This window comes from Nocardia mikamii NBRC 108933 (genome assembly GCF_001613505.1).
GTDB lineage: Bacteria > Actinomycetota > Actinomycetes > Mycobacteriales > Mycobacteriaceae > Nocardia > Nocardia mikamii.
This window is the reverse complement of record NZ_BDCM01000003.1, coordinates 183,631-208,707: the sequence shown is the minus strand read 5'-3', so window position 1 is coordinate 208,707 and position 25,077 is coordinate 183,631. Positions and strand designations below refer to the sequence as shown.

General features: G+C 69.3%; 24 protein-coding genes, 1 pseudogene and 1 riboswitch. Of the genes and pseudogenes, 10 read left to right on the top strand and 15 right to left on the bottom strand.

Going from position 1 to position 25,077, the window contains the following annotated elements; translation table 11 throughout:
* The first annotated feature begins 36 nt into the window (after window positions 1-36).
* Entirely contained in the window at window positions 37-225 is a 189-nt protein-coding gene (locus NMI01S_RS02465; protein ID WP_030513263.1) for a hypothetical protein, read from the top strand.
* A 156-nt stretch (window positions 226-381) separates the two neighbouring features.
* Here the strand turns inward: NMI01S_RS02465 and NMI01S_RS02460 are convergent, their stop codons facing one another.
* Window positions 382-1,023 (bottom strand): resuscitation-promoting factor Rpf1 domain-containing protein, encoded by a 642-nt coding sequence (locus NMI01S_RS02460; RefSeq protein ID WP_062994382.1) that lies wholly within the window; start codon window positions 1,021-1,023, stop codon window positions 382-384.
* Window positions 1,024-1,032: 9 nt separating this feature from the next.
* A riboswitch (cyclic di-AMP (ydaO/yuaA leader) is annotated at window positions 1,033-1,243 on the bottom strand.
* Window positions 1,244-1,506: 263 nt separating this feature from the next.
* Window positions 1,507-1,740: a hypothetical protein gene (locus NMI01S_RS02455; RefSeq protein ID WP_062994381.1), complete on the bottom strand. Its 234-nt coding sequence runs from the start codon at window positions 1,738-1,740 to the stop codon at window positions 1,507-1,509.
* A gap of 207 nt (window positions 1,741-1,947) precedes the next feature.
* Here NMI01S_RS02455 and NMI01S_RS02450 point away from each other — a divergent pair, with 207 nt between their 5' ends.
* Window positions 1,948-2,376: a cold-shock protein gene (locus NMI01S_RS02450; RefSeq protein ID WP_174372251.1), complete on the top strand. Its 429-nt coding sequence runs from the start codon at window positions 1,948-1,950 to the stop codon at window positions 2,374-2,376.
* Between the two features lie 34 nt (window positions 2,377-2,410).
* Here NMI01S_RS02450 and NMI01S_RS02445 read toward each other — a convergent pair whose 3' ends face one another.
* From NMI01S_RS02445 to NMI01S_RS02435, 3 genes are all read right to left on the bottom strand, one after another.
* A complete protein-coding gene (locus NMI01S_RS02445) occupies window positions 2,411-2,950 on the bottom strand; it encodes a DUF2771 domain-containing protein (RefSeq protein WP_036497932.1) in 540 nt (179 codons plus the stop codon).
* Window positions 2,947-4,701: an MFS transporter gene (locus NMI01S_RS02440; RefSeq protein WP_062994380.1), complete on the bottom strand. Its 1,755-nt coding sequence runs from the start codon at window positions 4,699-4,701 to the stop codon at window positions 2,947-2,949. Before NMI01S_RS02440 ends, NMI01S_RS02445 begins: the two co-directional genes overlap by 4 nt.
* A gap of 90 nt (window positions 4,702-4,791) precedes the next feature.
* A complete protein-coding gene (locus tag NMI01S_RS02435) occupies window positions 4,792-5,571 on the bottom strand; it encodes a glutaminyl-peptide cyclotransferase (RefSeq protein ID WP_062994379.1) in 780 nt (259 codons plus the stop codon).
* Between the two features lie 47 nt (window positions 5,572-5,618).
* Here NMI01S_RS02435 and NMI01S_RS35755 point away from each other — a divergent pair.
* Together NMI01S_RS35755 and NMI01S_RS02425 are read left to right on the top strand one after the other, a co-directional pair.
* Window positions 5,619-6,327 (top strand): annotated as a pseudogene (locus NMI01S_RS35755) (DUF3027 domain-containing protein); the annotation flags it as partial.
* Window positions 6,328-7,060: 733 nt separating this feature from the next.
* Complete coding sequence (locus NMI01S_RS02425; protein WP_245716678.1) at window positions 7,061-9,901, top strand: sacsin N-terminal ATP-binding-like domain-containing protein; 2,841 nt, start codon at window positions 7,061-7,063, stop codon at window positions 9,899-9,901.
* Window positions 9,902-9,913: 12 nt separating this feature from the next.
* Here the strand turns inward: NMI01S_RS02425 and NMI01S_RS02420 are convergent, their stop codons facing one another.
* Together NMI01S_RS02420 and NMI01S_RS02415 are read right to left on the bottom strand one after the other, a co-directional pair.
* On the bottom strand, window positions 9,914-10,540 hold the full coding sequence (locus tag NMI01S_RS02420) for a TetR/AcrR family transcriptional regulator (RefSeq protein ID WP_036497939.1): 627 nt from the start codon (window positions 10,538-10,540) through the stop codon (window positions 9,914-9,916).
* Between the two features lie 87 nt (window positions 10,541-10,627).
* On the bottom strand, window positions 10,628-10,864 hold the full coding sequence (locus NMI01S_RS02415) for a DUF2530 domain-containing protein (RefSeq protein WP_030513273.1): 237 nt from the start codon (window positions 10,862-10,864) through the stop codon (window positions 10,628-10,630).
* 36 nt (window positions 10,865-10,900) lie between these two features.
* On the opposite strand from NMI01S_RS02415, the gene NMI01S_RS02410 reads away from it, so the two are divergent.
* On the top strand, window positions 10,901-11,365 hold the full coding sequence (locus NMI01S_RS02410) for a MarR family winged helix-turn-helix transcriptional regulator (protein WP_062994377.1): 465 nt from the start codon (window positions 10,901-10,903) through the stop codon (window positions 11,363-11,365).
* Between the two features lie 28 nt (window positions 11,366-11,393).
* Here NMI01S_RS02410 and NMI01S_RS02405 read toward each other — a convergent pair whose 3' ends face one another.
* The 5 genes from NMI01S_RS02405 to pdxH all read right to left on the bottom strand — a co-directional run bounded on the left by NMI01S_RS02405 (window position 11,394) and on the right by pdxH (window position 17,101).
* On the bottom strand, window positions 11,394-11,783 hold the full coding sequence (locus NMI01S_RS02405; protein ID WP_218020912.1) for a YccF domain-containing protein: 390 nt from the start codon (window positions 11,781-11,783) through the stop codon (window positions 11,394-11,396).
* Window positions 11,784-11,846: 63 nt separating this feature from the next.
* Complete coding sequence (locus tag NMI01S_RS02400; RefSeq protein ID WP_062994375.1) at window positions 11,847-13,049, bottom strand: GNAT family N-acetyltransferase; 1,203 nt, start codon at window positions 13,047-13,049, stop codon at window positions 11,847-11,849.
* 332 nt (window positions 13,050-13,381) lie between these two features.
* Window positions 13,382-14,737, bottom strand: a complete 1,356-nt coding sequence (locus NMI01S_RS02395) for a citrate synthase (protein WP_081879230.1) — start codon at window positions 14,735-14,737, stop codon at window positions 13,382-13,384.
* 183 nt (window positions 14,738-14,920) lie between these two features.
* The gene (locus NMI01S_RS02390; protein ID WP_174554435.1) at window positions 14,921-16,213 is read right to left on the bottom strand and encodes an MFS transporter; all 1,293 of its coding nucleotides are present in this window, start codon (window positions 16,211-16,213) and stop codon (window positions 14,921-14,923) included.
* Between the two features lie 114 nt (window positions 16,214-16,327).
* Window positions 16,328-17,101, bottom strand: coding sequence for a pyridoxamine 5'-phosphate oxidase (gene pdxH / locus NMI01S_RS02385; protein WP_084512189.1), 774 nt, complete (start codon window positions 17,099-17,101; stop codon window positions 16,328-16,330).
* A gap of 173 nt (window positions 17,102-17,274) precedes the next feature.
* Here pdxH and NMI01S_RS02380 point away from each other — a divergent pair, with 173 nt between their 5' ends.
* Together NMI01S_RS02380 and NMI01S_RS02375 are read left to right on the top strand one after the other, a co-directional pair.
* Entirely contained in the window at window positions 17,275-18,417 is a 1,143-nt protein-coding gene (locus NMI01S_RS02380) for a citrate synthase 2 (protein ID WP_062994373.1), read from the top strand.
* A gap of 80 nt (window positions 18,418-18,497) precedes the next feature.
* On the top strand, window positions 18,498-19,388 hold the full coding sequence (locus NMI01S_RS02375; protein ID WP_245716676.1) for a polysaccharide deacetylase family protein: 891 nt from the start codon (window positions 18,498-18,500) through the stop codon (window positions 19,386-19,388).
* A gap of 29 nt (window positions 19,389-19,417) precedes the next feature.
* Here the strand turns inward: NMI01S_RS02375 and NMI01S_RS02370 are convergent, their stop codons facing one another.
* Complete coding sequence (locus tag NMI01S_RS02370) at window positions 19,418-20,233, bottom strand: hypothetical protein (protein WP_245716675.1); 816 nt, start codon at window positions 20,231-20,233, stop codon at window positions 19,418-19,420.
* Between the two features lie 138 nt (window positions 20,234-20,371).
* On the opposite strand from NMI01S_RS02370, the gene serC reads away from it, so the two are divergent.
* From serC to NMI01S_RS02355, 3 genes are all read left to right on the top strand, one after another.
* Entirely contained in the window at window positions 20,372-21,499 is a 1,128-nt protein-coding gene (gene serC, locus NMI01S_RS02365) for a phosphoserine transaminase (protein WP_062994372.1), read from the top strand.
* 307 nt (window positions 21,500-21,806) lie between these two features.
* Complete coding sequence (gene sepH / locus NMI01S_RS02360; RefSeq protein WP_062994371.1) at window positions 21,807-22,898, top strand: septation protein SepH; 1,092 nt, start codon at window positions 21,807-21,809, stop codon at window positions 22,896-22,898.
* Window positions 22,899-23,215: 317 nt separating this feature from the next.
* Window positions 23,216-23,947 carry a DUF6928 family protein gene (locus tag NMI01S_RS02355; protein ID WP_063920648.1) on the top strand — a complete coding sequence of 244 codons (732 nt, stop codon included), beginning with the start codon at window positions 23,216-23,218 and terminating at the stop codon, window positions 23,945-23,947.
* A gap of 9 nt (window positions 23,948-23,956) precedes the next feature.
* Here the strand turns inward: NMI01S_RS02355 and NMI01S_RS02350 are convergent, their stop codons facing one another.
* Together NMI01S_RS02350 and NMI01S_RS02345 are read right to left on the bottom strand one after the other, a co-directional pair.
* On the bottom strand, window positions 23,957-24,259 hold the full coding sequence (locus NMI01S_RS02350; RefSeq protein ID WP_062994369.1) for a DUF2537 domain-containing protein: 303 nt from the start codon (window positions 24,257-24,259) through the stop codon (window positions 23,957-23,959).
* Window positions 24,256-25,059, bottom strand: a complete 804-nt coding sequence (locus tag NMI01S_RS02345; protein ID WP_062994729.1) for a TrmH family RNA methyltransferase — start codon at window positions 25,057-25,059, stop codon at window positions 24,256-24,258. The genes NMI01S_RS02350 and NMI01S_RS02345 overlap by 4 nt, the downstream gene beginning before the upstream one ends.
* Window positions 25,060-25,077: the final 18 nt, after the last annotated feature.

Here is a 25,077-nt window from a genome sequence, read left to right as displayed (position 1 = left end):
CCAGACTACGGCGAGCGAACATGCCAGAATGAGGCCGTGGTGAACAAATCGAAGAAACCCTACGTCGACAACGGCTGGCCCCAGGTGGACCACGGTGACCACGCGGTCACCGAATTGTCGTCGACCCGTTCCGGTGGACTGTCGCCCTACGGCGAGGACACCGAGTTCCCGGTGCCGGCTGACACCCTGCCCTACGTGCATCCGCACACGGTGGTCAACCGCTGACGCGAACACGAAGAAGGCCCGCGTTCCGGTAGGAGTGCGGGCCTTCTTCGTATCCGAGGTCTCCTCGGGCGCGCGGAGTTCGCCGCCTCGTTACGCAGAGAAGGCCCGCATCGCGAGATGCGGGCTTCTCTTGCAGGGGGAAACGATGTGAGTGGTCTAGTTGGGCAGCAGGCCCTTGTTCGCCTCGTAGAAGTTCACGATCGACGGATCCAGCTTGGCGCCACTGGCTTTGAAGGCGTTGTACGCGTCGAGCGCCGGCTGCGGCAGCTGCACGCCCTGCCCCTGTGCGACGGTGACGGCCTTGTCGACGGCGGAGAACACCTGCTGGTTGCCGTCGGCCGGGGCCTGGGTCGAGGCCTCGCTCTCGGGGGCAAGCGGCTGCCAGCGCGGAGACTGGGCGGGAGAGGCGGGCACGTCGCGCTGAGTCGCGCTGCCGTGCAGGCCGAGGCTGGAGGAGCAGGAAGGCCACGCGCCCCAACCCTGGGTCGCGAGCACCTTCTCGGCGACCGCGATCTGCTGGTCGCGGCTGGCCTGATTGGCCGACGGAGCGTACTGCGTGCCGCCGTGAGCGGCCCACGTCGACTGCGAGAACTGCAAACCGCCCTGGTAGCCGTTGCCGGTGTTGATGCCCCAGTTACCACCGGATTCACACTGTGCGAGGCGGTCCCACTCCGAATCGGGAGCCGCGGCGGCGTGTCCAGCGAGAGCCACACCCGCGCCACCCATGATCGCGGTGGAAACAGCGACCTTGGCGACGGTGCGACCGGTGTTGGTCTGCTTGCGATGGCGTCCACTCATGTCGGGTCGTCTTCCTCTCGTACGCGCCTGCGAGGTGAGCTGTCGGGTTCGGACTGAGAGGCCGTCCGGTCCCGGCTCGCCGGGACTTCACCCCAAGGGAGCGGTCGTTGCCGGCCGTTCCCGCTTCCCTGCGGAGGCTTCGAAACCCGGTTGAGCTCCGAAAACCTCTGTGGGAACGTGGGTTCCCCGCCCTCGCCCCTGGTTCCGTCGGGGTCCGTACCCGCGGGGCGAGGCTCGGTGCGGCGGGCCGGTGGTGCCGGGATGTCCCGGCTGCGATAGACGGTACGACGATCCGGCTGAAAAATCACTATTTGGTAACCGGCGTGTATGGCCGGTCGTACTGTGCCGCAAGACCTTCCGAATCCGCGTCTGTGCAGGTGAGTGCGGCGTGTCACCTTCGAGTGCGGGTCGTGACCGTGGCGTTATCGCGTCGTTATGTGACGAAGATCACATGTGTAATCGCCCGGCGTGTTGGGGAAACGCTCAGCGAGCGCGCCGGCCCGACCAGAGCGCGAACGCGATCGCGAGCAGCAGGCCGAGCGGAGTCGCCGCCATCGCCACCAGATACAGCCACAGCGGCGGATCCCCGTCGGTCAGGATCGGCGTGAGGAAAATGGCGACGATCGCGAGCACGCCGACCGCGAACAGGCCCACGGCCACCCGCAACAGCACGTCGCTGGAGCCCCGGGGCGAGCGGGGCGAGGAGGAGTCCGGCATGGGTGCACCGTAAAACGGATGTGCTTGCCCTATCCCCACCGGGGTAGACTCGAACCAATCGCGTCCTGCATCAGCTGTGTGGGGCGCGTTCTTTTCGCACAGAGATAGGTTCCGGCGTTCTGCCGGGACCTACGTCCGTGTCCGGGGTCGTTCGCCGTCCCGCCGGATTCGGACGTACCGGACAACGATGACGAACGGGTGAGCGCAGTGCCGACCGGCAAGGTGAAGTGGTACGACGTCGACAAGGGCTTCGGCTTCCTTTCCCAGGATGAGGGCGAGGACGTCTACGTTCGGTCGTCCGCCTTGCCCAAGGGTGTCGACGCGCTCAAGCCCGGCCAGCGCGTGGAGTTCGGGATGGCCGCCGGTCGCCGCGGCCCGCAGGCGCTGAGCCTGAAGCTGCTGGACCCGCTGCCCTCGGTACGCAACGCGCAGGGTCGCAACGACCGCGTCCGCAAGGAAGCTCCGGCCCATCCGCGCAAGGCGCCCGACGACCTGCACGGCATGATCGAGGACATGATCACCCTGCTGGAGGCGACGGTGCAGCCGGAGCTCCGCAAGGGCAAGTACCCCGATCGCAAGACCGCGCAGCGGATCGCCGAAGTGGTGCGCGGGGTGGCCCGCGAACTCGATCACTGAGTTCGCGAGCACCGCGTTCGCGAGCGGACCGCGGTCACGCGGCCTTGATCGACCACGCCTGATACGGCGAGAAGGCTTCGTTGCCGGCCTCGTCGCGCACGAGCAGCAGCAACTGCACCTCGACGCCGATCAGGCGCAGGTTCGGTTCGGGATGGCTGTCCACCGTCACGGCCAGGGTGCCCTGCGGGTAGTCCCGGTACGACGCCAGGTGCTGCACGGTCTTGCCCGGATTGTCGATCTGCTGGTACTCCAGCACCATCACCCAGGGCGCGTCGGCGATGTGCCGCGGTAGCGACAGCTGCACCGGGTAGCCCAGCGGCGGATTCAGTTCCGCGGTGATCTCGGTGCGCTTGCAGTCGGGGGAGACGCGGCCGTGCGGATCCGGTTCGCCGATCGTGCAGTACAGATAGGGCGGAACCGTGACGGTTCTGCCGTGCGCGTAGGCGGTGACCGTGGGATCGGCCTCGTGCGCGTTGTGCACCGCCACCGCCACGATGCCGGCGACGGCCGCGGCGACGACCAGAACTGCCGCCAGGGCCAGCGCGAGGATCGTGCGGGTGCTGGGCTTGGTCACTGTGGCTGTTTTCCTGTCGCTAGGGGGACTTCCTGTTTGACGTGCTGCGGACGGTTACCGCCCAATCCGGGGAGCAGCGAATGCCCACGGTAGCTCACGAAGGTTTGCGCCAAACCGAACGCCAGGACCGCCGTGACCACCGCGAAACCCTCCCAGTACACGGTCGGCAGCAGCACGCCGCCGGCGCCACCGACCACCCAGGACAGCTGCAGCACCGTTTCCGAGCGCCCGAATCCGGAGGCGATCGATTCCGGCGGCAGATCGTCCTGGATCGAGGCGTCCAGCGAGACCTTGGCCAGTGCGCTGGCACAGGCCGCCACCAGCGCGGCGACCGCGGCGCCGATCAGATTGTCGAGCAGCATCGCGACGACGGCGACGGCGGTGCACGCCGCGGTGCACTCCACCACGATCAGTGACGGCCGGCCCAGTTTCAGCCGGGCGCCGGTCGCGTTGCCGGCGAAGTTGCCGATCGCCGCGGCCGCGCCGACCAGCCCGAGCATCGCGGCCTGCTGCACCGGGCGGTGTTCGGTCGATTTCGCGACGAAGGCCACATAGAAGGTGAGGAAGCCGGTCAGCACCCGGATCGCGCTGTTGCCCCACAGGCCGGTGACCACCGACCGGCCCAGCGGCTGCCGGCGCCGGCTCGGTTTCACCGGCGATTTCTCGCCGCGGTCCAGCACTTCGGTGCCGCCGTCGCGGCTGTGGTAGCCCAGCGTCGCCGGCACCTCGCCCTCGGTGACCTCGACCCAGGACGGAATGCGCAGGCTCAGATAGGCCCCGGCCGCCGCGATCAGCGCCGCGAACACCAGGGCGCCGACGGACCCGGCCACCGCGGCGACCGCTCCGGCCACCGCGCCCGCGCCGAGCGTCCCGCCGACCAGGCCGAATACGGTGAGCCGGGAATTGGTGCGGACCAGATCGATACCGGGCGGCAGCACCCGTGGCGTCACCGCGCTCTTGAGGACCGCGAACGATTTACTCGAGATCATCATGCACAGCGCCAGCGGGTACAGCGCCCAGCTGTCGAAATTGAAGATCAGCAGGATCGCGAAGACCACCCGGATCGCGAACGAGGCCGACAGTGCGAGTCTGCGCCCGCGTTGCAGCCGGTCCAGCAGCGGGCCGATCAGCGGCGCGATGACCGCGAACGGCGCGATGGTGATCAGCAGATACAGCGCCACCTTGGTCTTGGATTCGGCGGTGGCACTGGCGAAGAACAGCGTGTTGGCCAGCGCCACCGCGATCGCGGCGTCGAGGGCGAAGTTGGCCATCGTCGCGTAAACGAGTGCGGTGAGCCCGGATTCGCCGGCGCCGTCGGCCCGCGCCGCGCGCTGGAAGGTGTGGAAACCCTTCTCGGTGAGGTGCCTGGTGCGCATCGCCATCACCCGCGTCACCGTCATCTTGCGAGGGACACGTTGACGTTCGGCGATTTTCGCGTCCTTGGGCCGGGGACGCTCGGGCGCGCTCGGGGCCTCGGCGCCCGGGGCCTCGGCCGCCTCGCCGGAACGGTCGTCGCCGTGCGATCCGCGCGGGGGGAGTGCCCGCGGCGGTTCGCCCGACGCCATGCGCCGGGTCACGAATTCGGGCACGTCCGGTTCACCATTGCGGCGAGGTAGCGGAGGCAGCGGCGCGGACGACGGGGCGTTCGGCGGCGGGTACCGGTCGTAGCCGGGATGCCGCCGGGTAGCGGGATACTCCTCGCCGTCCCGCGGACCGGGTTCGGTGCCGGAGGGTTCGCGGGAGGCAGTCACGATTCGATTCTCTCGCACTCGGCCGACGCGTGGACATCGGCCGGGCTGTGATCCGATGCGTGTCGGTCGCCGTCATGGCGACCGTCGCGCTCACATCGGGACGAATCGGACCTCGAACATGGTGGGCCAGTATTTTCCGGTGATCAGGAAGCGGTCGGTGCCGGGGATCTGGGCGATGCCGTTGAGGACGTCGGCTCCCGTGCGCTCGGTGGGGCGCAGCAGGCCGCCGGCCTCGATCTCGGCCAGTACCGCGCCGCTGACGGGATCGATGTGCAGGATCTGATCGGTCGGCCAGACGTTGGCGTAGATCGAACCGTCTGCGGCGCAATCGAGTTCGTTGAGCCGGGCGTCGTGATGGCTGGTGAGCCGGATCGTGCCGGTCGTCGCGAAGGTGGCGGGGTCGCGGAAGGTGAGGGTGTCGCTGCCGTTGCTCATCACCACGCGGTCGCCGCGGGTGCACAGGCCCCAGCCTTCGCCGTCGTAGTGGACGCGGCGGCGTTCGGCGAGTGTGCGCGGATCGCGGGCGAAGGCGGTCTCGTCCTTCCAGGTGAGTTGCCAGACGGTGTCCCCGGCGCGGGTGACGCCCTCGCCGAAGTAGTCGTCGGAGAGCGTCGCGGCGGCGATCGGCGCGCCGGTGGCGAGATCGGTGGCCCGCACTCCGGAGTCGCCTTCCATCCCGGTGCTCTCGTAGAGAACCGGGCCGTCGACCTCGAGTCCCTCGGTGAACGCGGCGCGGTCGTGCGGCCGGGTGGCGACCACTTCGACCCGCAGGCGCGCGGTGTTGTCGTCGCGCTCACAGGCCGTGGCGGACAGCATTGTGGCCGCCGCGATCAGCACTGCTGCGGCCGCCGCACGGCGTTGGCGTTTCATACGGCAAAATGTAGGACGTGAGCGCAGTGTCTGTTTCGGAGTCCGGTGTGCGACCGATCCTGGCGGGGGCGGTCGACCTGGCTCGCCGTGCGCTCCTGGAGTTGCAGCCCACGGGTGTGGGCGAACATCTGGGCGTCACCGGCGAGAACGAGTGTGCGGCCACCCATCACTTCGCGGCGACCCTGCCGGGGTACCGCGGCTGGCAGTGGGAGGTCGTGGTCGCGGCCGCGCCCGATGCCGAGTACGCGACGGTCAGCGAGTCCGCCCTGCTGCCCGGGCCCGACGCCCTGGTGGCGCCGGACTTCGTGCCGTGGGATCAGCGTATCCGCCCCGGGGATCTGGCCCCCGGCGATCTGCTCGCCCCGCGCGTCGACGATCCGCGCCTGGTGCCCGGATATCTGGAGACCGGCGACCCGGTGGTCGACGAGGTGTGTGAGGAGATCGGCCTCGGCCGCCGCCAGGTCCTCAGCCGCGAGGGCCGAGTGGAGGCCGCCGAGCGCTGGTACTCCGAATTCGGTCCCGACACCGAGATGGCGCGTTCGGCCCCTGGAACCTGCGGAGTCTGCGGCTTCTTCGTGCCCCTCGCCGGCGCCCTGCGCGCCGCCTTCGGCGTCTGCGCCAACGCGATGGGCGCCGACGGCCGGGTGGTCCACGTCGAATACGGCTGCGGCGCCCACTCCGACACCGAGATGCCCACCGGTGCCGGCTCCCCGCTCTACGAGGCCTACGACGATGCGGCGATCGAGGTCGTCCCCGCCGAGGAATTGACCGCGCGGGACGGGGCCGGCGAAGCGGAGACGACAGCGGACGCACCCGCCGGCGCAGACACGCCCGCAGCGTCGGAGGCGGCCGTTCGGGACGCATCGGTCGATGAAGGTGCCGCCGCGGGCGAATCGCCGTCGAGCCCCGGCGAAACCGCCGCCGAGGTGTCGTCCGCCGACGTGGATGCGACCCGGGTGCGTGCCGCCGATGCCGCTCCGGAAACTCCTGCGACCGAAGAACTTTCGAGCGCTGTCGGCGACGCCTCCGAGCCAGCCGAGCCCGGGTCCGCTTCCGCTGCTGCGGCCGACCCCGGTACCGCTGAGGGTGCGCCCGCGGACAGCGCCGGGATTACTTCCCCGCACCTGGCAGCGGCACCGTCGGCCGAAACCGTCTCGACCCCCGCGACCTCGGTGGCCGGAGGGGCGGAATCGGGCGCTGCGGCCACCGGTGGCGATGCCGATGGATCCGCGAATGCCGAAATCCATTCCGCGACCGCAGATGCCGCCGACACGGACGCCGAGTCGGCGTCGGAGTCCGAGTCCGCTGCGCCCGATGCGGCCGGCGCTCCCGCCGCGGCCGAGACGGATCGCTCCACCGCCGAGAGCGCGGCCGGCGCCGAACCGGTTCGCTACAGCGATGCCTGGGCGGTGTCCGCGGTGCGGGTGCAGCCCGGTGAGTCCGGGGCGGCGGAGGAGAACTGACGAGCGCGAGCGGGGGAGCCGTAAGGGTGACACAGGATCCGTTCGGCACCGCGGACTTGCGTGCGGGAGTACTCACCGCGTGGCGGAATTCGCCGACTCGCCTGCGTGAGGACGCCGCCACCGAGGCGGATCTGGTCCGGGCCGGGTATCGCGATCGGTTGCTCACCGAGCTGGCACAGAACGCCGCCGACGCCGCGGCCAAGGCCGGGGTCTCCGGCCGGGTCTCGGTGCGGCTGCGCGGCCGGGCTCTGCATATCGCCAATACGGGTGCCCCGCTGGATCTTTCCGGCGTGCACGCGCTGACGGCGTTGCGCGCGTCGGGCAAGACGGGTACGGCGGTCGGCCGGTTCGGTGTCGGGTTCACGGCGGTCCTGTCCGCCGGTGACGAGGTGGAATTTCGTTCCACCACAGGATCTTTACGATTCTCCCGGGCGCAGACCCTGACCGAACTGCGCGACAACGGTATCGACATCCCCGTCGGCGCGGACGGCCCCGCCGTCCCGGTGCTGCGTTTGGCCTGGTCGGTGGCCGTCGCCCCGGAGACCGGTTTCGACAGCGAGATCGTGGTGTGGCTGCGCGAGGACGTCGACGCCGCGGACCTGCTCGCGGCCATGCGGGCCGAGGCGGTGGATCTGCTGCTGGAACTGCCGGGCCTGCAGACGATCCGGATCGAGGACGACGAATCCTGGCGCGCGGTGGAGGATCTCGGCAACGGCCTGCAGCAGGTCTGCATCACCGCGCCCTCCGGCGAGGACTTCCGGTGGTGGCAGTACACCACCGAGCGGGCGCGCTGGCTGCTCCCGATGCGTGACGGCCGGGCCGTTGCGGCGCCCGCCGATGTGCTGCGCGCGCCGACCCGCACCGACGAGGAATTGTCCCTGCCCGCCCTGGTGATCGCCGATATCGCCCTGCAACCGGATCGGCGCCGGCTGATGCCCGGCGCCCGGGTGGCCGAATTGGCCGAGGGCTATGCGGATTTCGCCCGCGCCCTGCCGCCGGGGGACCGGCTGGTGCTCGTTCCGGCGCCCGGCTTCGCTCGCAGCGAGGCCGACGGCCTGCTTCGCGAGGCATTGGTGAAGCAGCTGCGCGAAAATCCGTGGTTGCCGGTGCTGGCCCCGGCTGCCGGTGCGAGCGCCGACTCGGCCGATGCCGATGTCGCGCTGCCCGATTTCGGCGGCGCGGCCGGCACGTCCGCGGACGACGCGGCGGCCCCGGTGCGTACCGATGCGGCGCCGTCGCGTGCGAGTGTATTTCTGGGCGTCACAACCGAACTCGCCGATCTGCTGGCGACTCTGCTGGGGCCGCTGGTGGTTCCGGAGTTGTCGGGCCGCGGCACCGCCGAACTGCTCGGCGTTCTGGACGTTCACCGCATCGGCCTGGCCCGCGTCGCCGAACTGACCGGAAGTGTGCAGCGCCCGCCGCAATGGTGGTATTCGCTCTACGACGCGCTGGAACCGTTCGTCACCGACCCGCTCGCCGCCGAGGAGTTGGGGGCGCTGGCCGTGCCGCTCTCCGACGGCCGTCTGGTCACCGGCCCCCGCACGGTGGTGCTCGACGATCAGCTCGAGGACGCGGTGGCGGTGCCGTGGGCGCGGCTGGTCCACCCGGAGGCCGCGCACGAGCTGCTCGGCCGCCTCGGCGCCCAACAGGCCGGTGTGGAGGATCTGCTGATCGACACCGCCCTGCGCGCCGAACTCGATCACCGCCCCGACGACGAGGATCTGCGCGAGGCCGTGCTCGGTCTCGCCGCCCACCTGCCGGCCGGCGTCACGTTGCCGACGTGGCTCGGCGCGCTCGAATTGCCCGACAGCACCGGTGAATTGCGCCCCGCCGACGAACTGCTGCTCCCCGCCGCCCCCCTGGCCGAGGTGCTGGTCGGCGAATCCCCGTTCGGCACCCTCGACCCGGAGGTCGCGCAGCACCATCCGGCCACGGCGTTGCGTGCGATCGGCGTCGGCTGGGGGTTCACCGTCGTCACCGAAACCGATCCCACCGGTCCCGACCACGATCTCGACGACGAGGACCGCTGGTGGCAGGGGTTGCCGGAAGATCCGCCGGAGTTCGCGGCGGTGCGGGATCTGGATCTGGTCGCCGACGACGCGTGGCCGCAGGCGCTGCGGCTGCTGCTGTCCGAACCGGCCACCCGCGCGCTGCTCGCCGACCGCGACGGCTACACCGCGTGGTGGTTGCGTCGGCACGCGCGGGTCGACGGCCGTCCGCTCGGCGTGCATCGGGCCGGATCGGATCCGGTGTTCGCCGATCTGCTGCCCCAGCTGCCGGGCTTTTCCGCGGCCGATCTGGCGGCCCTCGACTCGGTGCTCGCCGACCCGGCGAACATCACCGCGGACCTGGCCGTGGCCCTGCTCGAGGCACTGGCCGATCCGGCGAATAGGCCCACCCCGGAAGCGGTTTCGCAGACCCACCGCCGGCTCGCCGCGGCCGTGCCGCGGCTGGATCTCGACGAGATCGGGGTGCCGGAGCGGGTGCGTGCGTTGTCGGGGGCGGTGATCGATCCCGATCGGGCGCTGGTCCTGGACCGCCCCTGGCTCGGTCTGGCGCTGCCGCCGGATCGCCTGGTCGCCGGCGATATCGACCATGCGGGCGAGCTGGCCACGCTGCTCGATGTGGCCGCTGCCTCGGAGGCTGTGCATGCCGAGGTGCTCGGCGCCGGAAAACGCACGACCTGGGCGGACGAGCCGCTGGGTGTGTTGTTGCGATTGCAGTTCGGACTGCCGGCACCGGCCGGTGAGCTGGTGCTGCACGATCGTCTGGAGGTCCGGCTCACGGGCGCCTACGAGGCCACCGTGGCCGTGCCGTGGTGGCGTTCGGGTGACACCACCCACGTGCAGCGGCAACCGAGTTCGTGATACGCGACGCGGCTATTTCGCGTAGGTGGTGATCATTTCCGCCAGCACGTCGAGCTGGGTGCGCACCGCCGCGCTGTCGTCGTCGACGAGCCAGCGCAAAACGATTCCGTCGATGACATTCAGGGTGAATCGGCTCAACGTCTGAACCGGAATTCGCCATTCGGTTCCGGTGGCCACGCGCCCGTGCTCGAGAACGTCGGCGACCGTGGCGTCGTTGAACAGATACTGTTCGCGCGCGATCGCGAGTTTCGCTGGGGTCTGCTCACTTTCACGCAGAGCGTAGGTGGTGGTTTCGTAGGTGAGCAGTTGTCGTTGCGGTGTGGATTCGATGTTCAGCCAGAGCAGTTCCAGGCTGGCGCGCACCAAATTTTGAAGGGATTCTTTTCCACTTCCGACTTCCTGCCAGACCGTTTCATTGGTCTCGACGGAATCGCGCAATTCCATCGACAATGCTTTGACCAGCTCGGTCATCAGCGCATCTTTGTTTTCGAAACAGTAATGCACCACACCGAGCGATACCCCGGCCGCCTGCGCGACATCGCGCGTAGTTACCCCGGCGACGCCCTTTTTCTCCGCGAGGCCGATGGCAGCCTCGATGAGGTGGGCTCGTCGTTCTTCGACGCTCAATCGGGAGGACACGGAAGCGAGTTAAGCCGCCAGGACGCGATGAGTCAATTCGCACACTGTAAAGTCGGCGCGCTCGGGCGTGGCGCGTGTCGGCCGGTGTCACAGCCCTTTCTGCGCGCCTTTGTCACCTCTGCGGGCGCCGCGGCGCTGAATCACGAAAATGCTGTAGCCGAGCAGTCCCACTCCGAGCCCCATCAGGCAGATCGGCCGCGCGTCGGCCCAGCTGTCGTTGCACCAGACCACCACCGTGGCCACCAGCCACACCAGCGAGCCGACGGCCAGAACGGGACGTGGATCGGTCAGCCGCGGCGGGATCTCGGGCACCTCGGGGGTCACGAAGTCCACGATAGCGGCGGGAACGGCGAACCACATATGTGGTGTCACGTATCGTTTGCCACTGTGACCACGCCTTCCGATATCCGCGCGCTCGCCGGTGAACTGTCCCTGGCGGTCGTGCGGCTGACGCGCCATCTGCGCGGCCGTCGCGCCGACGCGCAGATTTCGCTCACCCAACTGTCGGCTCTGGCGACCCTGGCCAGGGACGGGGCGATGACTCCCGGTGTGCTCGCCGCCAAGGAGCGGGTACAGCCTCCGTCGATGACGCGAGTGATCGCCTCGCTCTCGGAACTGCAACTGGTCAAGCGCGATCCGCACCCCACCGACGGCCGCCAGGTCATCGTGTCGCTGTCCGACGCCGGCAAGGCGCTGATCCAGGACGAGAACAACGCCCGCGAGGCCTGGATGTTCGCTCAGCTGTCCGGTCTGACCCCCGATCAGCTGCGGGTGCTCGACGACGCGGTCTCGATCATGAAGCAGCTGGTCGCCGACTCGGAGTAGGGCCCGCCCGGCGTCCCGATGCGGGCGCTCAGGCCACGAAAGCGTGGTCGCTGGAGACGATTTCACGCCCCAGCGGCATCAGCGAGACCGGGATGAGTTTCAGGTTCGCCCAGCCGAACGGAATCCCGATGATCGAGACGAACAGCGGAATGCTGGTGACGAGGTGCCCGATCGCCAGCCAGAATCCCGCGAAGATCACCCAGATGATGTTGCCGATCAGCGAGGGAGCCCCCGAACCCGGCTTGGCCACCACTTCCCGGCCGAACGGCCACAGCACATAGGCGCCGATCCGGAACGACGCGATCCCGAACGGGATGGTGATGATCAGGATGCAGCAGAGGATTCCGGCCAGGAAGTAACCCACCGCCAGCCAGAACCCGGCGAAAATCAACCAGAGCACATTCAGTACGAACCGGATGAGGGTCACCTCCCCAGCATGCCAGGGCGGTGCCGTACTCACCAGAGACGACAAGGTTCCAGGTCAGAAGAACCAGCCGAGGACCGGTTCGCGTTCGGCCCGGAAGGCGCGGTCCACCTTCGCGAGCACCCGCGCGTTCTTCGCGCGCACCCGGTTCGCGGCGGCGAAGGTGCGCGCGGAGTGGGCGCCGAGGTACAGACTTCCGAGCACGTCGATGCCGAGCTCGAGGTCGGGGGTGCGGGTGGTGGGTTCGCATTCGGCTCGCCCGTCGCGCACGCGCAGGGCGAAGGTACCCCCGGCGTGCCGGAACGGATCGTCCACGGCGACAACGACATCCAGATCCGTCTCGTAGTCGCGCGCGGACAGGGCGGCGGGGACGTCCATCGGCCGCGCCCACAGCCCGTCGTGACGGCTCACGGTGCGGACCAGGCGAGAGTCGGTGAGCAGGTGGGGCAGCGGGTCGTCGTCACCGATGGTGGCGGTGACGGTATCCACCAGGTCCAGCCCGAGCAGGGCACGCCACAGGGCCGCATGCGCCTCGGCGGTGACCGCGCGCAGTTCCACCACCTCGGCGGTGAGCTTGCGCGGCTCCGGGTTGTCGTAGCGGTAGAGCGCGTACCCGTCGGGATGGGTGAGGGCGTACAGGGCGGCCTGGCCGCCGCTGCCGACCAACTGGATCAACCACGCCGGATGCGGGCGGGCCTGGGCGCCGGGGACCAGTCGCCGCCAGCGGTCGTAGATGCCGGGTGCCACGGAGATCGCGTCGTCGAGGGAGCTCAATGTGACGCCGCCGGGATCCGGCGCGGTGGGCAGGAATTCGGCGAACCGCCGGTCGATGGTGACGCGGTTCTCCACCACACACGGCCCGTATCCGAACCGTCCGTAGATGGTGGCCCGGCTGGCGGTGAAGATGGTCAGCGCCAGCCCCGCGGCCTCGGTGCGCTCGTGCAGTTCGGTGTACATCGCGCGCAGAATGCCGCGACGGCGATGGGTCGGCGCCACCGCGACACCGGCCACGCCGCAGACCTCGACGGGGTGGGCGCCGGGCACCGTGAGCGTCATCGTGGTGTCCCGGGTGTGTCCGACGACGCGGCCTTCGTCCACCGCGACGAGCGCACGGTCGAGCGGGAACAACTTCAGCCGCTGCGCGGTGACGACCGGATCCTCCCTGGGCGAGACGCCGAAGGCGTTCGACAACAGCAACCCGATGCCGGGGAGGTCCTCCTCGGTCGCGGGCCTGAGCGTGACCTCCGATGCGATCGCCATACCTCGACCTTCGCACGCCGGCCCGATCCCGCGCACCAGGATTTTCCTGGCGCAGTGCACCCGCCGGAGCGAAGGCCGAAGATACGGATCGGGGCCTGCCGTCCCCTCCGAGGCAGGCCCCGATCCGGCGCCCCGGTGTCGGTTCCGGGCCGCGACGACGATGGTGCCGGGCAGCGCCAGCGAGCCGCTTAACGTGCGCTTGTCATTCGCGCGAATCCGCTTGCGGCGCAGTGCCCACCGAGGCGGACCAGTGAAAAGCCGTGCGCGGCAATCACCCTCGACATGCGCGAAGCCCGCCTTCCGAATGGAAGGCGGGCTTCGGGTCAGGTGATTCAGCGACCGGCGATATCGCCGTAGTCGCGCGCACCGTAGCCGGTGTAGATCTGGCGCGGGCGGCCGATCTTCAAAGGCTCGCTGTGCATTTCGCGCCAGTGCGCGATCCAGCCGGGGAGCCGGCCCATCGCGAACAGCACGGTGAACATGCGGGTCGGGAAGCCCATGGCCCGGTAGATGACGCCGGTGTAGAAGTCGACGTTCGGGTACAGGCGGCGATCGACGAAGTAGCTGTCGGTCAGCGCGGCCTCTTCCAGCGCCTTGGCGATGTCCAGCAGCGGGTCCTGCACGCCCAGCTTGCCGAGGATCTGGTCGGCGGTCTTCTTGACGATCGTCGCGCGCGGGTCGTAGTTGCGGTAGACGCGGTGCCCGAAGCCCATGAGCTTCACGCCGTCTTCCTTGTTCTTGACCTTGCGGATGAAGTCCTTGACCGCGGCGTCGACGGTGCCGCCGTTGATGTTGGCCTTGATGTCGTCCAGCATCTCCAGCACGGCCTGGTTGGCGCCGCCGTGCAGCGGGCCCCACAGCGCGTTGATGCCGCCGGATACCGAGGTGAACAGGTTGGCGTCCGAGGAGCCGACCAGGCGCACGGTCGAGGTGGAGCAGTTCTGCTCGTGGTCGGCGTGCAGGATGAGCAGCATGTCCAGCGCGGCGGCGACCTCCGGGTCGACCTCGTAGGGTTCGGCCGGGAAGCCGAACGTCATGCGCAGGAAGTTCTCCACCAGGCTCAGCGAGTTGTCCGGGTAGAGGAACGGCTGGCCGACCGACTTCTTGTAGGAGTAGGCCGCGATGGTGGGCAGCTTGGCCAGCAGGCGAATGGTGGACAGCTCGACCTGCTCGGGGTCGCGCGGGTCCAGCGAGTCCTGGTAGTAGGCCGAGAGCGCGTTGACCGCCGAGGACAGCACCGGCATCGGGTGCGCGTTGCGCGGGAAGCCGTCGAAGAAGCGCTTGAGGTCCTCGTGCAGCAGCGTGTGGCGGCGGATCCGGTCGGTGAAGTCTTCCAGCTGTGCCTGGGTCGGCAACTCGCCGTAGATGAGCAGGTAGCTGACCTCGATGAAGTTCGAGCTCGCGGCCAGCTGCTCGATCGGGTAGCCGCGGTAGCGCAGGATGCCGGCCTCACCGTCGATGTAGGTGATCGCCGACTTGGTGGGCGCGGTGTTGGTGAAGCCCGGGTCGTAGGTGACGTATCCGGTGCTGGCCAGCAGCTTGCCCAGATCGATTCCGTCGTTGCCCTCGACGGCCTGGGCGACAGTCATGGCGTATTCGCCGCCAGGGTAGGAAAGTACCGGCTTGGCGTCGCCTGCGCCGTTGGCGTCCGAAGGCGTTTGCGCGACTTTGATGTTCTCAGCGGGCACGGAAGGATCCCTCTCAGGCTAGAACCGTAGGCGTCGGGCGCGGTCGGCGTCCGGCGCACTTATCTCAACGCTAGCCGCTCACCGGTAGCGCCGATCCGTGAGGGTCGCCATCTGCTACCTCACGGTCACATGTGTGCGATGTGAGCTCGCGGGCCCGATCATGCTAATGGCCCGCGCGGGTGCTCACGAGTGCTGATCGGCCGGAATCTCGGCGTGGACGCGGGGAACGCGGTAGCGGACGAAGGCGGGGAAGACGGCCGCGGCGATCAGCACGCCGATCACCACCAGGACCCCACCACCGGCCGCCGCCACGGCGGTACCCATGGCCGCCGCGGTGAAACCGTGGGCAACATCACCGATGCGGGGCCCGCCTGCGACGACCACGGTGAACACGCCCTGCAGCCGGCCGCGCATCTCGTCGGTCGCCACCTCCTGCAACATGCTGGTTCGCAGCGCGGCGGAGAACATGTCGACCGCGCCGCCGAAGGCCAAGCAGGCCAGGGCGATCCACAGTCCGACCCCGACGCTCAGCTGATGGCCGGTGGCGCCGACGGCGAGTCCGAAGCCGATCATCGCCACACCCCACAGCGCGATGCACACGACCACGGCCATGCCCTGGCGCCGCACGTGGCCGAGCCATCCCGAGAACACGCCGCCGGCGACCGCACCCGCCGACATCGCGGCGAAGAGCAGGCCCAATGCCACACCGCCGGTCACCGGATCGCCGAAGGTGTCGTGCGCCATCTGCGGGAACAGCGCCCGCGGCATGCCGAACACCATCGCGATGATGTCGACGGCGAAGGAGGCCAGCAGGATGGGCTGGGTGGACAGATAGCTGAAACCCTCGACGACCGTGCTCAATCCGGCCTTGCGGGCCACTCCGGTCGGCGGGACGGCGGGCAGCCGCCACACCGCCCACAATGTGGCCAGCAGGGCGATGGAGTCGATCAGATACAACATCGACAGTCCGGTCACCGGAATCAGCGCGCCCGCGAGTACGGGCCCGGCGATGGCGCCGAACTGCATGACGGTCATGTTCAGCGAGTTGGCGGCCGGGAGCAGATCACCCGGCAGCAGACGCGGAATGATGGCAGCGCGGGTCGGCTGATTCATCGCGAAGAACGCCTGTTGCACCGCGAAGAGTCCGAGGACCAGCCAGACGTTGTTCACCCCGGCCGCGGCCTGCAGCCAGAACGCCACCGAGGTCAGCCCGGTGCCGGTGCTGGTGATGAGCAACAGGGTCCGCCGGTCCATGACATCGGCGACCGCGCCGCCCCACAGGCCGAAGACGATCAGCGGCACCAGGCCGAAGATCCCGGCCAGGCCGACATATCCGGAGCTGCCGGTGATTTGGTAGATCTGCTGCGGGACCGCGACCACCGAGAGCTGGGCTCCGATGACGGTGACGATATTGGTGACCCACAGGCGCCGGAAATCGATGTCGCGCAGCGGTGCGACATCGGCGAGCACCTTCACCACGGCCGGACTTTCACCATGGCGCGGCGTCTTCGAGAAATCATCCCATGAATATAGCCGGTGCCGGCCGATCCGCTACTCGGGTATATCGCCCGTCGCGGCGGGGATTCCGGGTCAGGGTTGCAGGCGTTCGATGCGGGCGGAGCCGATCGCGGTCGGTCCGTCCGGCAGCGTCATCCGGATGCGGTTGTGCAGCCGGCTGCGCCGGCCCTGCCAGAATTCGATCTGTTCCGGACGCAGGATGTAGCCGCCCCAATTGGCCGGAACCGGAATCTGTTCCACGCCGTCGAAACGGGCCGTGACGTCGGCCAATGCCCGATCCAGATCCTCCCGCGAGGCCACCGTGCGCGATTGGTGCGAGGCCCACGCGCCCAGTTGCGAATTGCGCGGGCGTGAGCGCCAGTACGCCGTGGTCACCTCCGTGGAGACCTGGTCCACCGGGCCTCGCAGCGTCACCTGCCGGCCGACCTTGGGCCAGGCGAAGGTGGCCGACGCATACGGCACCGCGTGGAGTTGATCACCCTTCGCGGAGTCGTAATTCGTGTAGAAAGTCACACCCTCCGCGGACACTCCCTTGCACAGGACCGTGCGTGAGGCGGGGCGCGGGCCGGCGTCGGTGAGCTCGACCGTCGCCAGCACCATGGCGTTGGGTTCGGTGATACCGGCGTTGGTGGCGAGTTCGATCCAGTTGCGCAGCAACGGTTCCCACCCGTCGGCCGGCCAGCTCTCGGTCAGGTCCGGATCACCGCCGTATTCGGCCCGCATCGCGGCGATGTCGACATCGACGCGGGGTACGGCCCCGAAGCGGTCCGGCAAAGTCGATGAATTCGCGGTCGGAAGACCCGATTCGCCCCCCGCCGAGCCCGGTGAATTCTGCTCCTCGCGCATGGTCCAAACGTTACTCCCCAGTACTGGGGGGATAAGGTTGCAGGTGATCGGCCGGAGTGGCATACGGCCGCGCCCGGCCGAGCCGGGACAGCACCACCCCGGCCGAGCCGGGACAGCACCATCGCGTGGCCGCCCACAGATCGTGCGGCCCGATTTGCAAGGAGAGTCACAACATGACTACCAGCGCTGCGGCTCCTACTGGTCCGGCCGTACCTCCCGATTTCGTCAGTGGCCTGGAAGGCGTGGTGGCGTTCACCACCGATATCGCCGAGCCCGACAAGGACGGCGGCGCGCTGCGCTACCGCGGGGTCGACATCGAGGACCTCGTCGGTAACCACGTCACCTTCGGTGACGTCTGGGCGCTGCTGGTCGACGGCCGCTTCGGGCAGGGACTGCCGCCCGCCGAGCCGTTCCCGCTGCCGGTGCACACCGGCGACGTGCGCGTCGACGTGCAGGCCGGTCTGGCGATGCTCGCCCCGATCTGGGGCTACCAGCCGCTGCTGGACATCGACGACGCCACCGCCCGCGAGAACCTCGCGCGCGCGTCGGTGATGGCCCTGTCCTATGTCGCGCAGTCCGCGCGCGGTATCTACCAGCCGGCCGTGCCGCAGAGGGAGATCGACGAGGCGAGCACGATCACCGAACGCTTCATGAAGCGGTGGAAGGGCGACCCGGATCCGCGCCACGTCGAGGCCATCGACGCCTACTGGGTGTCGGCAGCCGAACACGGTATGAACGCCTCCACGTTCACCGCGCGTGTCATCGCCTCGACCGGCGCCGATGTGGCCGCCAGCCTCTCCGGCGCGATCGGCGCCATGTCCGGCCCGCTGCACGGCGGTGCCCCCGCGCGGGTGCTGCCGATGATCGAAGAGGTCGAAAAGACCGGCGACGCACGCGCTCTGGTGAAGGGCATCCTCGATCGCAAGGAGAAGCTCATGGGCTTCGGCCACCGGGTCTACCGGGCCGAGGACCCGCGCGCCCGGGTGCTGCGCGCCACCGCGAAGCGACTGGACGCCCCGCGCTACGAGGTCGCCGCCGCGCTCGAGCAGGCCGCGCTGGCCGAACTGCGCGAACGTCGCCCCGACCGTGCCATCGAGACCAACGTCGAGTTCTGGGCCGCCGTGATCCTGGACTTCGCCGAGGTGCCGGCGCACATGATGCCGGCCATGTTCACCTGTGGCCGCACCGCGGGCTGGTGTGCGCACATCCTCGAGCAGAAGCAGCTGGGCAAGCTGGTGCGCCCGGCCGCGATCTACACCGGACCGGCGCCGCGCACCGCGGAATCCGTGCCCGGTTGGGACACCATCGTCCGGTAGTTCCGGGCCCGCCACCGTTCGAGCGCCTTCGCACTTTCTGCGGAGGCGCTCGTCGCTTCTCTGCCGTAGCATCTGCTCGCGTGGGTGGTGCAGAACTGTCGCGACGTCGGCTTCTGGCAGCGGGCGCGGCGGTAGCCGCGGGTTTCGCCGCTGCGGGATGCGCTACGGCCGAAGGGAATTCGTCGGTCAAGACGATCATCTCCACCGCGCCGCCCGCGCCGGTGCACCCCCCGGTTCCGTCGGCGGCGAGTCCGGTGACGGCGGGGCTGTCCGCACAGCCCGATCCGGTGGCCGTGGCCGCGCGCTATGCCGGACGGCAGCCCACCGGATGGGGGATGGACCTGCCCGGCATCATCACCTCGATCCCGGCGCAGGGTAAGCAGATGGCGTTGACCTTCGACGCCTGCGGCGGACCGGACAACGACGAGATCAACACCGAGCTGATGAATTACCTCGTCGCTCACGACATTCCGGCGACGCTGTTTCTCAACAAGCGCTGGATCGACGCCGATCCTGGCCGGGCCGAGCGGCTGGCCGCCAACCCGTTGTTCGAACTCGCCAACCACGGCACCCGGCACTGTCCGCTCTCGGTCACCGGTCACACCGCCTACGGCATCGCCGGCACCGCGTCCCCGCAGCAGGCGATCGACGAGGTGTGGGGCAATCACGAGCGGCTCACCCGGCTGCTCGGGCATCCGCCGCGGTTCTTCCGTGCCGGCACCGCGCATTACGACGATGTGGCGGTCGCCATCGTGCGGGATCTGGGGGAGACGCCGGTCGGCTTCAGCATCAACGGTGACGCCGGCGCGACCTTCTCGGCCGCGCAGGTTCGCACCGCGATGTCGGCGGCGCAGCCGGGCGCGATCTCGATCGCCCATATGCACCGCCCGAAATCCGGTACCGCCGAGGGAATGTCGGTGGTCCTGCCGGTATTGCGTTCGCGCGGTTTCGAATTCGTCAAACTGCCCTGAGTCTTGGTCGAACTGCCCCGAGTCGCGCCTCAGAGTTCGGCCGAGGCCTCCCAGTCCACGGCCACCGACTCGCCGCGGTCCACGGCGAAGAACGCGACCTCGAGCTGCCGGCCCAGATCGACCAGTTCGATCGCCGGTAGCGGCACCGGCTGCACGATCCGTACCCGCCACGGCTGCGGTTCGTCCCAGGCGCGCAGTTCCAGATCCAGCCGCAGCACCGGATCGTCGCGGCCCGAATAGTCGGCGGCGATCGGCGTGGCGGCCAGCACGGTCGCCTCGGCGCGGCGGCCCGCGGACAGGATCTTCGAAATACTCACCCGCGTCGCCTCCGTGACGCCGGGTACGTACAGCACCAGCCGCTCCCGATCACCCGGATCGACGCGGCAGCCGACCACATCACCCGGTTGCATGGACGTCCGGTCGGCGTCGCTCACTCGTTGCCGCACCCGGGTCTCGTACGGCAGTGCGCCGTCGACCTGGATCCGGACCCAGAAGCGATAGCCCGCATCGATCCGGCCCGCGGCATCCGCCCGTTTCCGGGTGCCGTCGACGGGGAGGGCCGCGAAGGTGGAGGTCCGGCAGGGCCGGACACCGAGAATCGTGGCCGTCCCGGGCAGGCCGCGCAACAGTAATTCGTGGCGCGCCCCATCGGAGAGCATGCCCGTACGCAGCATGATTCCGACTCCCTCGAGCCGCTTGGCCAGGCGCGCGCGCAGGCCGGGCCCACCGCTGCCGGACCGGGTCGATCCGTGCGCCTCGTCCCGGGGTACCGCGGTGGGCCCGGATGCCGCGGATGCGGCACAGATGCCCGTGGAGTCCGGTTGCTCCCGCCCTGCCATGCTCATTGCCCAACGGTAACGGGCGGCCGTGCGCCGACACGGTGTTACGGATATCTGCGCGGTTGCGGCGAGTCCGTCGCATCCGTGTGCGCAACCTCGACCCACCCACGCGCGAGACCCACATCACGCTCTAGGCTTGAGCCCATGACCGCTGCCTTTCCGAGCATTCCCGACGATCTGAAGCCCGCCGACGGACGGTTCGGCTGCGGCCCGTCCAAGGTCCGTCCCGAACAGCTGCGCTCCCTCGTCGAGGTCGGCGCGTCCGTGATGGGCACCAGCCACCGTCAGAAGCCGGTCAAGGATGTCGTCGCGCGCGTCCGTTCGGGCCTGCGCGATCTGTTCTCGCTGCCCGAGGGCTACGAGGTCGTGCTCGGCAACGGCGGCACCACCGCATTCTGGGACGCCGCGGCCTTCGGCCTGATCCGGGACCGTTCGCTGCACCTCACCTACGGCGAGTTCTCCTCGAAGTTCGCCGCGGTGGCCAAGCGCAACCCGTTCATCGGCGATCCGATCGTGGTCTCCTCGGACCCGGGCACCGCGCCCGAGCCGGTCTCCGACCCGGTCGCCGACGTGATCGCGTGGGCGCACAACGAGACCTCCACCGGTGTGTCGGTTCCGGTTCAGCGGCCCGCCGGCTCGGACAACGCGCTGATCGCCATCGACGCCACCTCCGGCGCGGGCGGTCTGCCGGTGAATATCGCCGACGCCGACGTGTACTACTTCGCGCCGCAGAAATGCTTCGCCTCCGACGGTGGCCTGTGGGTCGCGCTGATGAGCCCGAAGGCGCTGGAGCGAGTCTCCGAAATCAAGGATTCGGGTCGCTACACCCCCGAATTCCTCTCGCTGCCGATCGCGATCGACAACAGCACCAAGGATCAGACCTACAACACCCCGGCGCTGGCCACCCTGCTGTTGTTCGCCGATCAGATCGAGTGGATGAACAACAACGGTGGTCTGGACTGGACCGTCAAGCGGACCCTCGATTCCTCGTCGCGGCTGTATTCCTGGGCCGAGTCCAGCGAATTCGCCACCCCGTTCGTCGCGGAACCGGCGCACCGCTCGCAGGTGGTCGGCACCGTCGACTTCGACCCGTCGGTGGATGCGGCGCAGGTCGCAAAGGTGTTGCGCGCCAACGGCATCGTCGACACCGAGCCCTACCGCAAGCTGGGCCGCAACCAGCTGCGCGTCGGCATGTTCCCGGCGATCGACCCCGAGGACGTGTCGCAGCTGACCCGCTGCATCGACTGGGTGGTGCAGCAGATCAGCGCCTGATCGCCACAGCGCTCGGATAAAAGCTCGCGAAAGTCGCGGAATTTCGTCACCGAAATCCGCGGCTTTCGCGTTTACGCTGTTGTGGTGTGCGCCAACCGAAATCGTGCCGGAAGTTTGCCGGGGCGCGGGCCGGTGAGCGTGGAAACAGAGCAGATTAGTCGTCGCCAGCACCGCGGCGGTAGATTTCAGGCCGCGTGTCTTGCCACACGAATCTCAGAAGTGCACTACTGTTCCAGAACGTGGGCGGTGTCGCGAGCTAGTTGGTGCTCGGCGCAGCTGTGATCGGCGCAGCGATAAGGAGGTAACGGTGCGTGAACTTCGAGTGATCGGATTGACGCCCGATTCCGCGCACATCGTGTGCGTCGATGCCGAGACCGGTCAGAAGTACCGGCTCGCCGCCGACGAGAAGCTGCGTGCCGCCGCGCGTGGAGACCTTGCCCGATTCGGCCAGATCGAGATCGAAACGGAGGCGACCATGCGTCCTCGCGATATCCAGGCTCGGATCCGTGCCGGTGCGTCGGTGGAGCAGGTCACCGAGGAGTCCGGCATGCCGGCCAGCCGGGTGGAGCGTTTCGCCTATCCCGTGCTGCTCGAGCGTGCCCGCGCGGCCGAGCTGGCGCAGAAGGCGCATCCGGTGCGCAAGGACGGTCCCGCGGTGGAAACGCTGATCGAGATCGTCTCGGCCGCCTTCGCCGAGCGCGGCCACAATATCGATATCGCCGAATGGGACGCCTGGAAGGACGAGAAGAACTACTGGGTGGCCCAATTGCAGTGGCAGGCGGGCCGTTCGGTGATCGCCGCGCACTGGCGCTACCAGCCGGACGCGCACGGCGGCTCGGTGGTGCCGCTCGACGATCCGGCCTCCGACCTGATCGATCCCGATTTCGGCCGCGCGCTGCGCGGACTGGCCACCATCCTGCCGGAGCCGGCGCCCGAGCCCGCCCCGGTGGTGGAACCGGTGCCGGCCGGGCCCGTTCAGACCACCGCGGTGGCCGAGACCGGCGAGGCCGGTTTCGACGAGTACTTCGAGCAGCGGGCCGCCGTGGGCGGCACGGCGGTTCCGGTCAGCGCCAAGAGCACCGTGGCGGCGAATCCGCCGAGCACGACGACGGCGGCTCCCGCGACCCCGGCGCTCCCGGCCGCGCCGGCCGCCGCGGCTCCCACCGTCCCGGCCGAGCCGTCCGAACCGGTCGCTCCCGCTGCTCCTGCCGCGGATCCCGAGCCTGCCGTCGCCGCGGAGCCGGAGACGGCCCCGGCCGCGAAGTCCACCGCCGCGGCAGCGAACGCCAAGCCCGAGACCAAGCCCGCGCCGCCGAAGACGGCCCGGGCGAAGCGGGGTAAGGCGCCGATGCCGTCCTGGGAGGACGTGCTGCTCGGCGTTCGTAGCTCCGGGCACTGAGTCCGCCGCCGGGTACGAAAACCCGGTCGGTCACATCGAATTCGCGGCGGAGGCCATCGGTCTCCGCCGCGAAGTCCGTTCGGCGTGATCACCCCCGTTCGGGCGCGTTGCCGCCGGAATGTTGGGAAACGGGGGTTGACACGCGCGGCAGAAGTCAGAAGCGCCGGTGTTTCCGCTGTTGGGGGAGTAGATTTTTCGTACGCGCCCGATTCTCGTCGGACGCGCAGCGAGCAGGCCGCGGCGGCGGATGTGGTTCGGCTCCCGCGATTGCTCGGGAGTAACCACGCTTACCCGTCCGAGCTCGGGAGGTGTCGCAGGTGCCATCCACAGCCTCGTCGATCTGGTATATCGACGATCCGGACCCGGCGGCGGTTCTGCGCTCCCACCCCGATCCCGATCCGGAGGCCGCGCTCGCACTGGCCAAACAACTCAATCCCGACCACGACGTGGTGCCCGCCGCCTCCGGCACCCTGAAGGTCTGGGCCGGCCCCGATCCCGGCTCGATGTACATCGGCTGCTTCCCGGGCGTCACCGTGGTCTGCACCGTGCAGGCGGCGCGTAGCCATCCGACCCGGCTGCCGGAACTGCTCATCCGGCCGCTGGCCTCCGAGCACACCTACCTGGTGTCCTACGACGTTCCGCTGGGCTGGGGCGCCTTCGCGCATTGGGAGCGCGGGGAATTCCGTCGGGCCTTCAGTGCCACGCGGGTGAACATCGTCGAGGACGAAGGGCTGCCGCTGGTGTGGGAGCGCTCGTACTGGGCCGGCGACCATCCGGTGCGGCTGCGGCCCGGTGATTTTCCCGATCCGCAGATCCTGCCGTTCGACCCGCCGGAGTTCGCCGACGCCGCGAACGAGGAGTGGCTCGGATTCCGTTACCGGGCGGGGTCTTCCGACGGCGCTCTGCATCCGGACCGGATCGAGGTGTGCGGCTTCAGCCTCTACCCCGCGGGCCAGGCGCCCGCCCCCGCGGCGCAGGAGACGTCGGTGACGATTCCGGCGAGTAAGCGCTGGTTCGGCTGGCTGCGCGGACGCGACCGCGTGTTGTGATCGTGAAACCTAGTGGGCCGCAGCGTCGATCAGCAGCACCACCCAGCCGATCAATACCCCGAGGCCGAGTCCGCCGAGCACCCAGCGGGTGACCGGGGTGTGGCGCCAGCGCCACGCGGTCGGTGCGGTACCGGCGACGGCGATCACGTTCACCGCCACCGCGAGCGTCCAATGGACATGGGCCAGTGCGACACCGAACGAGTACACCCCGGCGGCGGTCAGTGCGGCGACGAAGACCGCTACGGCGATGCCCGCCGCCCACGGTGTCGGTTCGCCGGGCGTGGCGTCCGGGCGGCCGAGCGGTCGATTCACGAGGTCCGCACCCTTTCGTAGAAGGCCATCGCGGCCGCGGTCGCGACATTGAGCGAATCGGTGCCGGGGGTCATCGGAATCCGGGCGCGGACATCGGTGGCGCGCATGGCCGCCTCGGTCAGACCGGGGCCCTCCGCGCCGAGCAGCAGCGCCACCCGGTCGCCGGTCATCGCGGTCGCCAGATTCACCGCCGCCGGGTTCGGCGTCAGCGCGATGATCCGGAAACCGAGCTCGCGCAGCGTATGCAGGCCGTCGGGCCAGGTCGGCAGCGACGCGAACGGTACGCGCAGCACGTGTCCCATCGACACCCGCACCGCGCGGCGATACAGCGGATCGGCGCAGCGGTCGCCGAACAACACCGCGTCCGCGCCGAGTCCGGCCGCGTTCCGGAAGATCGAGCCGATATTCTCGTGATCATTGACGCCCTCGAGCACCGCGACCGTGCGGGCGGTCTCCAGGATTTCCTCGGGCAGCAGTTCCGGCGGGCGGCAGGCGGCGGCGAGTACGCCGCGATTGAGATGGAATCCGACGATCTCGGTCATCACCTCGGCGCCGACGCGGTAATAGGGGATGTCCACGCCGGCGAGGTCGGGGGCGAGCTGATCGAATCGGCGACCCACCCCGAGCAGGGCGAACGGCTGGAAACGCGAGGCCAGCATGCGCTGCACGACCACCACGCCCTCGGCCACGACCAGGCCTTTCCCACCCGGAAGGTCGGGGCGCCGGTCGGCCGAGTTGAGGTCGCGGAAGTCGGCGACCCGAGGGTCGCCGGGGTCGACGATATCGATCACGTGGGCCACGGCCACCTATCCTGCACC